The 7,957-nt window shown below is 42.6% G+C and carries 7 protein-coding genes; 5 read left to right on the top strand and 2 right to left on the bottom strand.

Going from position 1 to position 7,957, the window contains the following annotated elements:
• Nucleotides 1-119: 119 nt before the first annotated feature.
• Complete coding sequence (locus tag AB4585_RS01610) at nt 120-482, bottom strand: hypothetical protein (protein ID WP_017108310.1); 363 nt, start codon at nt 480-482, stop codon at nt 120-122.
• 75 nt (nt 483-557) lie between these two features.
• Between AB4585_RS01610 and AB4585_RS01605 the strand changes: the two genes are divergently transcribed.
• On the top strand, nt 558-707 hold the full coding sequence (locus AB4585_RS01605; protein ID WP_080971540.1) for a hypothetical protein: 150 nt from the start codon (nt 558-560) through the stop codon (nt 705-707).
• A 160-nt stretch (nt 708-867) separates the two neighbouring features.
• Here AB4585_RS01605 and AB4585_RS01600 read toward each other — a convergent pair whose 3' ends face one another.
• Nucleotides 868-1,266 (bottom strand): hypothetical protein, encoded by a 399-nt coding sequence (locus AB4585_RS01600; protein WP_372169271.1) that lies wholly within the window; start codon nt 1,264-1,266, stop codon nt 868-870.
• Nucleotides 1,267-1,421: 155 nt separating this feature from the next.
• On the opposite strand from AB4585_RS01600, the gene AB4585_RS01595 reads away from it, so the two are divergent.
• Genes AB4585_RS01595 through AB4585_RS01580 form a run of 4 tightly spaced genes read left to right on the top strand, consistent with a single transcriptional unit; the run spans nt 1,422 to nt 7,939 of the window.
• Nucleotides 1,422-2,936: an N-6 DNA methylase gene (locus AB4585_RS01595; RefSeq protein ID WP_108193522.1), complete on the top strand. Its 1,515-nt coding sequence runs from the start codon at nt 1,422-1,424 to the stop codon at nt 2,934-2,936.
• Nucleotides 2,936-4,678: a restriction endonuclease subunit S gene (locus AB4585_RS01590; RefSeq protein WP_108193521.1), complete on the top strand. Its 1,743-nt coding sequence runs from the start codon at nt 2,936-2,938 to the stop codon at nt 4,676-4,678. The genes AB4585_RS01595 and AB4585_RS01590 overlap by 1 nt, the downstream gene beginning before the upstream one ends.
• Nucleotides 4,679-4,680: 2 nt before the next feature.
• Nucleotides 4,681-6,027 carry a DUF262 domain-containing protein gene (locus AB4585_RS01585; protein ID WP_108193520.1) on the top strand — a complete coding sequence of 449 codons (1,347 nt, stop codon included), beginning with the start codon at nt 4,681-4,683 and terminating at the stop codon, nt 6,025-6,027.
• Entirely contained in the window at nt 6,020-7,939 is a 1,920-nt protein-coding gene (locus tag AB4585_RS01580) for a DUF262 domain-containing protein (RefSeq protein WP_372169270.1), read from the top strand. Before AB4585_RS01585 ends, AB4585_RS01580 begins: the two co-directional genes overlap by 8 nt.
• The last annotated feature ends 18 nt before the right edge of the window (nt 7,940-7,957 follow it).

The following is a 7,957-nucleotide window of genomic DNA, read 5'->3' as shown; positions in this document are numbered from 1 at the left end:
AAATTCAGCGTACCACTACACAATGCCCTTTATACATACCTGTTTCCTTGAGCAATATGGGAATATGAGTCAGGTTAGAATATGCACCTTGTGGAATCAATGCTGATGAAGTGTTTTTGTTAACTAGAGTCTTTATCTAGCCAGCGCGATATATTTTTTAGCTCATCCGCTAGGCTTTCATTTAGGCACTGATGCTTTAGGTATTTAGGGGCTATAACATCGAGGTGAGCAGCTAAAAAATCTGGATGTTCGGAGATTATTGTTAAGTATTTATCGAGACGTTTTTCAGAGGTGGTTTTACGAGTCAATTGCTTTTTTAAGGCTTCATGAAATAGTGAGATATCTTCTTGGTTGGTATCTTCCAAATTTTGATAAGCATCGCAGTATAGTTCCTCATACAGTACGTCAGCCAGTTGTCGATAACTCCAATTAAGAGTGTTGAGTATTGAGCGGATTTGCTCTTGCTTCTGTAATGTCCCCATTTGTCCCTAACCCCCTAGTTATTATTACCTTGTCTTAGCGAAGACATCTTAATCACGATAACAAAGGATAAAATCATGACTAAATCAAAAACACCAATGACACCAGAAGCCGCTGCTCGCATTCAAGGTAATGCCGCAAAACAAAACGGTGGGCAAGTTCCTAAAGGCGACTTTGCTGGCCGAGCTCAACGCGCAGCTGCTCACAACCAAAAACAAGGGAAATAGGAGTTCATCATGAATAAACCAGCTTCAAGTACACCTAAAGGTGGCGCTAAGCCGAATCCAAATTACCCAAGCACGACGGGCAAACCATCGGGCGGTGGTCGTGGAAACACACCTAAGCGCTAATAATTAAAGGAGAGGTAGCATAATGCTGCCTCTCCTTTTATGAGCATCTGTTGGCGTGTTGCTTGAATGTGCGAAGAAATATAGCTTGATCTGATTTGTAGTCTGAATATGCCACATCATTTTCTGTTTTTTCTAATGCGCATAAACAAGTTTCCCGTTTACTTTCATTCCAACTTACGGACACCATGTTTTTGCTAGAATTCACGCAAGTATCGACAATCGCGTATTCCACTTCGAGAGGATACCTTTCTTTGTCTAACCCGCTTTCAACAGCGTAACCCCCTAGGGCTCCAACCAGTAAAGCGGAGCTAGCAGAAACGAGCTTTCGCTTGCTGAACTTAAACCCTTTAAAACTCTTCTCACACTCTGAACACGATATGTTTTCTGCAAATTCAATCTCATTGTCCTTATGGCAACGAGGGCATTCTATTTTCATTATTTAGCCAACTGTATTTATGATTATGATTTTATAAGTTCAGGCTATAGATTAATGAATCTTATATCTATGGTTTCATAGAACTAACTTCATTTTTTTTGACCTAGTTCTGCTATAATTCGCCACAAATTTCAGTTGTTTAAAAGTAGAAAAACATGTCTATCAGTTCAGTTATCAAATCCATTCAAGACATCATGCGTAAAGATGCGGGTGTCGACGGTGATGCACAGCGCCTTGGTCAAATGTCTTGGTTACTTTTTCTTAAAGTATTTGACGCTCAAGAAGAAGAGTTAGAACTAGAACTGGACGATTACAAATCACCAATCCCAGAACAATATCTATGGCGTAATTGGGCGCAAGATGCCGAAGGCATTACCGGTGAAGCGCTGCTTGAGTTCGTAAACGATGACTTGTTCTACAAACTGAAAAACTTAACTGCACCTGTTGATCTAAACCCGCGAGGCTTTGTGGTGAAAGAAGCCTTTAGCGATGCGTTTAACTACATGAAAAACGGTACGTTGCTGCGCCAAGTGATCAACAAGCTGAATGAAATTGATTTTACTGACTCTTCAGAGCGCCACCTATTTGGTGATATCTACGAGCAGATCTTAAAAGACCTACAAAGTGCAGGTAACGCGGGTGAGTTCTACACGCCTCGTGCTGTTACACGCTTCATCGTTAATCGTTTAGACCCAAAACTGGGCGAAGCGATTATGGACCCAGCAACGGGTACGGGCGGCTTCCTAGCGTGTTCGTTTGACCATGTGAAAGACAACTACGTGAAGACTGCAGCGGATCACCAAACACTGCAAAAGCAGATCCACGGTGTTGAAAAGAAACAACTGCCACACCTACTGTGCATCACCAACATGATGCTGCACGGCATTGAAGTACCAGTACAAATCAAACACGGCAATACGCTGAACAAGCCGCTTTCAAATTGGGACAGCAACATCAATGTGATTGCGACCAACCCTCCGTTTGGCGGCACAGAAGAAGACGGCATTGAAAAGAACTTCCCTGCGGAAATGCAAACTCGTGAAACTGCTGATCTGTTCTTACAGCTTATTATTGAAGTGCTTGATGAAGGCTCTGATACCAAGAACGGCGGCCGCGCAGGCGTAGTACTGCCAGACGGCACATTGTTTGGTGAAGGTGTTAAAACCAAAATTAAAAAGATGCTAACCGAAGAATGTAACCTGCACACCATCGTGCGTTTACCTAATGGGGTATTTAACCCATACACAGGCATCAAAACTAACATTCTGTTCTTCACCAAAGGCAAGCCAACTAAAGACGTATGGTTCTACGAGCACCCATACCCAGAAGGCGTGAAGAACTACAGCAAAACCAAACCAATGAAGTTTGAAGAGTTCCAACAAGAAATTGATTGGTGGGGCAATGAAGAAGACGGTTTTGCAAGCCGCGTTGAAAACAACCACGCTTGGAAAGTGCCAATCGGCGACATCATTGAGCGTAACTTCAACCTAGATATTAAAAACCCATATCAAGGTGAAGTGATAAGCCACGATCCACAAGAGCTGCTCGCAAACTACCAACAGCAACAGCAAGAGATCTCACAGCTTCGTAATCTGCTGAAAGACATTCTAGGCAGTGCGCTTAAATCATCTGTAGATTCAACATCAGAAACAACAGGTGAGAGTAAATAATGAGTGTAGAACAAACCTCGATGAACCAGTTGATTACAGACAATATCGACATTTGGACTTCAACCGTTAGAACCAAATCTGCCTCTGGTCGCGGTAGCAGCAAAAAGCGCGAGCTTTATGGCGTGAAGAAACTGCGTGAGCTGATCTTGGAATTGGCAGTGCGTGGTAAGTTAGTGCCACAAGACCCAAATGATGAGCCTGCTTCAGGCTTACTTTTGGAGTCTCTAGAAGAAAAGGAAGCCTTGCTCAAGCAAGGTCTTATTAAGAAGTCTCGTTCAAAAAAGACGATTAAAGAAGAACATTTTTATGATTACCCTGCTAGTTGGGGTGTCTCGCGATTAGAAGATTTGATTCACGTAATTAATGGTCGAGCTTACAAAAAAACAGAAATGTTGTCAGAGGGGACACCAATTTTAAGAGTTGGGAACCTATTTACGTCAAATGACTGGTATTACTCAGACTTGCAACTTGAAGCAGATAAATATATCGATAATGGTGATCTTATCTACGCATGGTCGGCATCATTTGGGCCATTCATTTGGGATGGTGGAAAAGTTATCTATCACTACCATATTTGGAAAATGGATATTTTTCGAGAGACATCTTTAGATAAAGAGTTTTCAAAATTATTTTTGCAAGCTATATCTGAAAGGATAAAAGCAAGCGGTAATGGTATTGCAATGATCCATATGACTAAAGAACGTATGGAAAAAGTAATGCATCCATTGCCACCAATCAATGAGCAACACCGCATCGTCGCCAAAGTCGATGAACTCATGACACTTTGCGACCAACTAGAGCAACAAACCGAAGCCAGCATTGAAGCGCATCAGGTATTGGTGATAACGCTGTTAGACACGCTAACCAATTCTGCGAATGCCGATGAGCTAATGCAAAATTGGGCACGAATCAGCGAGCACTTCGATACCTTGTTCACCACCGAAGCGAGCATCGACCAGCTAAAACAAACCATCCTGCAACTGGCGGTAATGGGTAAGCTTGTCCCGCAAGACCCAAACGATGAACCTGCTGCAAAGCTACTTGAGCGTATTGCTGAAGAAAAAGTACAGTTAATCAAAGATAAGAAAATCAAAAAGCAAAAAGCTCTGCCGCCGATTGCTGATGATGAAAAGCCATTTGAACTTCCGAATGGGTGGGAGTGGTGTCGTTTATCGGAGGTGATCGACCCAGAGCGAGATATTTCTTACGGTATCATTAAGTTAGAAGCTGAACCTGAACTTGGGGGAGTCCCTACCCTAAGGTGCAGTGATGTTAAGCCTGGGTATATTGACTTGTCTGGGGTTCGAAATGTCGTTGAAGGTATTGAAGAACAATACAAAAGAACAAGGCTCCAAGGAGGAGAAGTTCTTTTAAATATTCGTGGCACTCTCGGGGGGGTAGCATTAGTACCTGATAGTTTGAGCGGGTATAACATCGCAAGAGAGGTTGCAATGTTGGCTGTCAGTAACGCTATTTCAGGTGAATATCTGCGAAACTTAATTCTTTCTCCTTTCTTCTGGTTGATGATTGAATCCAACTTAAAGGGTATTGCTTACAAGGGTTTAAACTTAAACTTACTCAGAGAATTTGTTATCCCTCTTCCTCCAAGAGCGCAACAGAACAGCATTGTGAGCGTTACGACTTCGATGACTTTAGTTTGCGACCAACTCAAACAACGCCTTCGTGACAGTCAAAAAACACAGCTTGAACTTACTAACGCTATCGTTGAACAGGCGGTGTAATTATGGCAATTGTCTTCAATCAGCCTCAAACTATTGCGCAGTTGTTGGAACAAAAACTCACCATTCCTGAGTATCAGCGCCCGTACAAATGGCAACCCAAGCACGTTAACCAGTTGATTGATGACCTCTTTAACCATCGTATTAAGTCGTGTTATCGGCTTGGTACGGTGGTACTGCATCAAGACAAAGATTCAAAAACCAATGAAGGAAAGGGCGCACTCAATATAGTCGATGGTCAGCAACGCCTGCTTACCCTAACGCTACTTTGCACCATTCTGGATGGAGAAGAGAAAACTATCTCATCGACTCTTCTTGAGCACAAATTTGAATCCACGGTCAGTATCGAAAATCTCAAGAATAATGCGCAAGTGATCTCTGAGCGAGTAGTAAGCCTGCCTGTTACTGAAAAGCAGGAGCTACTCGATTTCGTTCTTAACAAGTGTGAGCTTATCCAAGTTACGCTCGATGATTTAAGTGAAGCTTTCCAGTTCTTCGACTCTCAAAATGCGCGTGGTAAAGCCCTTGCCCCTCACGATCTGCTCAAGGCTTACCATCTACGTGAAATGATGGACTCGACAGAACAAACAGAGAGGTTGCACCATGTTAGCTTGTGGGAGCAGGGCGTAAACCCAGATGACAACTCTGTGAATTTGCACACCATCATGGGGGAGTTCTTATTCCGTATGCGCCGCTGGGTTGATGGTGACTACGGCATACAGTTCAGTCGCCATAACATCGATGTATTTAAAGGCATTAACCTAGAAAACACTCAGTACGCCTATGTAGATTCTATGCTTGCGCTTGATTATGCGATTGAAACTTTTAATGCTGATCCCGCACGTAAATGGGACAAGCAAACGAAAGGGTATCCATTTCAAGTTGATCAGGTGATGATCAACGGTAAACGCTTCTTTGAGTACATTCAGCACTACATGGTGATTCACTCGACTTTGTTCGTTGGTGATGATGCAAGGCTATCTTCATTCGCCGATAAGCACGCTAAGTACAAAGGCAGTAGCCGTAAAGGGGATAGCTATGTACGAAACCTATTTTTGTGTGCAGTGATGTATTACTACGACAAGTTCGGTGATGTGGAGTTAGAGAAAGCCGCACAGGTTTGTTATCGCTGGAGTTATTTCCTTCGCCTTGAGCTACAACGTATCGGTATGGAGTCGGTAGATAACCACGCTAAGGATCGTAGTGGGCTGTTTAGAGCAATCAGCAAAGCTGTTCACCCTCAACAGGTGTTGAACTTTCAGCCTCCTTACATTCAAGAGCCTAAGTTCAAGAACGCGAAGGACGTGCAGGCATCTATTGAAGCAATGAAATCGGGAAGTGTAAATGAGTGATTCGAACCAAGTAGAGCAGTTATCCGTTAGAGCACTTTTCGACAGCAAAACCCAATATGTGATTCCTATCTATCAGCGTAACTACGCCTGGGGTGCGACAGAAATTGAGCAGCTTATCCAAGATATCAGTGATGCTGCAGGGCTTATAACTCAATCTGATGAAACCGCTACTGCCAAACAAGTAAAATATTATCTAGGTAGTCTTGTGGTTTATCAGCGCACTACGCATTCACACCAATCTAATGTGGTATATGAAACCATTGATGGACAGCAAAGACATACAACGCTCTCTATCTTGTTGGCGTACCTCAAACATCGTAATGTACTCGCAGAGAATGAGCTAGAAGGGCTAGACATTAATCTCACCTTTGATAGTCGTCCAAAATCCTCCAGAGCATTAGATGACATTTATACAGGCAGAACTAATGGCGAGTCAGAAGAGCCTAACATCCATGCTGCTTTCAACATCATTAAACGTTATTTCAAAACCAAAGGCTTAGATGAACAGGCGAAGACTAAGCAATTCTTTGATTATTTATTAGAAAGCGTCACCATCCTTAGAGTCGTCGTGCCACCACAAACCGATCTTAACCACTACTTTGAGATCATGAACAACCGTGGTGAGCAGCTAGAAAAGCATGAAGTTTTGAAAGCGAAGTTTATGGCTACGCTCGATAATGATGAGGAAAGAGGCTGCTTCTCCACTGTTTGGGATGCTTGTGCGAATATGACGCGCTATACCCAAATGGGCTTCCAATCGGACTTACGAAAAGAGGTATTCGGCTCAGATTGGCAGACAATGCCAATAAGCTTTGAAGCTATTCAAGAAAAGCACACGAGCAAGCAGCAAAAAGAAGATGCAATGACTCTGCGAGAAATCATCAGCAACAAGGCATCTCGCTCAAATACTGACGATGACGAGCGTGAGAAGGAAGAACGCTTTGGTTCGGTTATCGATTTCTCAAATTTCTTACTTCATGTATTAAAACTGATGAAGACGGAAGAGAGTATTTCGCTTGATGATAAGAAGTTGATCGATGCATTTATCTCTAAAGACGATGGCTTGAGGGTTGGCGCTAAAGTTTTTGTCTATGAACTGCTTAAATGTCGAATTCTGTTTGATAGTTACGTAATCAAGCCTGACCAGCACGATGAAAAGCGTAAGTGGAGCTTGTTAAGGCTTAACTCTTACATAAACAAAAATAGTTTGAGTCCAGAGTACCCAAATGCCTTCAGTAGCGATAAAAACGAAAAGATTCGTATGATCTTGGCAATGTTCCATGTATCGAACCCTGCTTTGGTATATAAGCGTTGGTTGAATGACGCTTTACGGGTATTGAACGATCTCACTACAGAAGACCGATTGGAAGTTGATGGTAGTTCGTACTTAGCTGCACTTGAAAAGCAGAGTGACAAGTATTTTGATGAGATCTGTGGTGGCTCTCAACTTGAGTTTACAGAAAATAATGTCGGTGTATTACATCAAGGTACAGGTGTTCAGAACTTCGTATTTAACCGTTTGGATTACCTACTTTGGCGCAATCTATCAGACGGGAAGCCAGTTGGCGAAATTACTAAAGAGACTCTAGGAGCCCACTTCACAAGCTTTCAGTTTGCGTTCAGGACCTCTGTTGAGCACTACTTCCCACAAACTGACCCATCAGGTGCAAGTAAGATGCAGGACGTAGATCGTTTTGGAAACTTATGCCTTATTTCGCCAAGTAGTAACTCAAGGCTTAGTAATTATTCTCCGCAAGATAAGAAGAAGTTCTATCAAGAGAACAATCGTGCAGAGAGTTTAAAGCAAGCCATCATGATGAGTTATGACGATTGGGGATCCGATGGTGTGGCACGTGAAAATATTCAGAATCATGAAACAGTGATGATTAAGGTTCTGCGAGATCAAATTTGAGAAGCAATAAAGTAGTTT

This window comes from Vibrio sp. 10N.222.49.C9 (assembly GCF_041474985.1).
In the GTDB taxonomy this organism is placed as follows: domain Bacteria; phylum Pseudomonadota; class Gammaproteobacteria; order Enterobacterales; family Vibrionaceae; genus Vibrio; species Vibrio crassostreae_C.
This window is presented reverse-complemented; position numbering and strand designations above follow the sequence as displayed.

Excerpts from the sequence above, each read along its gene's own strand:
- AB4585_RS01610 (WP_017108310.1), bottom strand. The coding sequence starts at position 482 with ATGGGGACATTACAGAAGCAAGAGCAAATCCGCTCAATACTCAACACT.
- AB4585_RS01590 (WP_108193521.1), top strand. The coding sequence starts at position 2,936 with ATGAGTGTAGAACAAACCTCGATGAACCAGTTGATTACAGACAATATC.
- AB4585_RS01595 (WP_108193522.1), top strand. The coding sequence starts at position 1,422 with ATGTCTATCAGTTCAGTTATCAAATCCATTCAAGACATCATGCGTAAA.
- AB4585_RS01600 (WP_372169271.1), bottom strand. The coding sequence starts at position 1,266 with ATGAAAATAGAATGCCCTCGTTGCCATAAGGACAATGAGATTGAATTT.
- AB4585_RS01580 (WP_372169270.1), top strand. The coding sequence starts at position 6,020 with ATGAGTGATTCGAACCAAGTAGAGCAGTTATCCGTTAGAGCACTTTTC.
- AB4585_RS01605 (WP_080971540.1), top strand. The coding sequence starts at position 558 with ATGACTAAATCAAAAACACCAATGACACCAGAAGCCGCTGCTCGCATT.
- AB4585_RS01585 (WP_108193520.1), top strand. The coding sequence starts at position 4,681 with ATGGCAATTGTCTTCAATCAGCCTCAAACTATTGCGCAGTTGTTGGAA.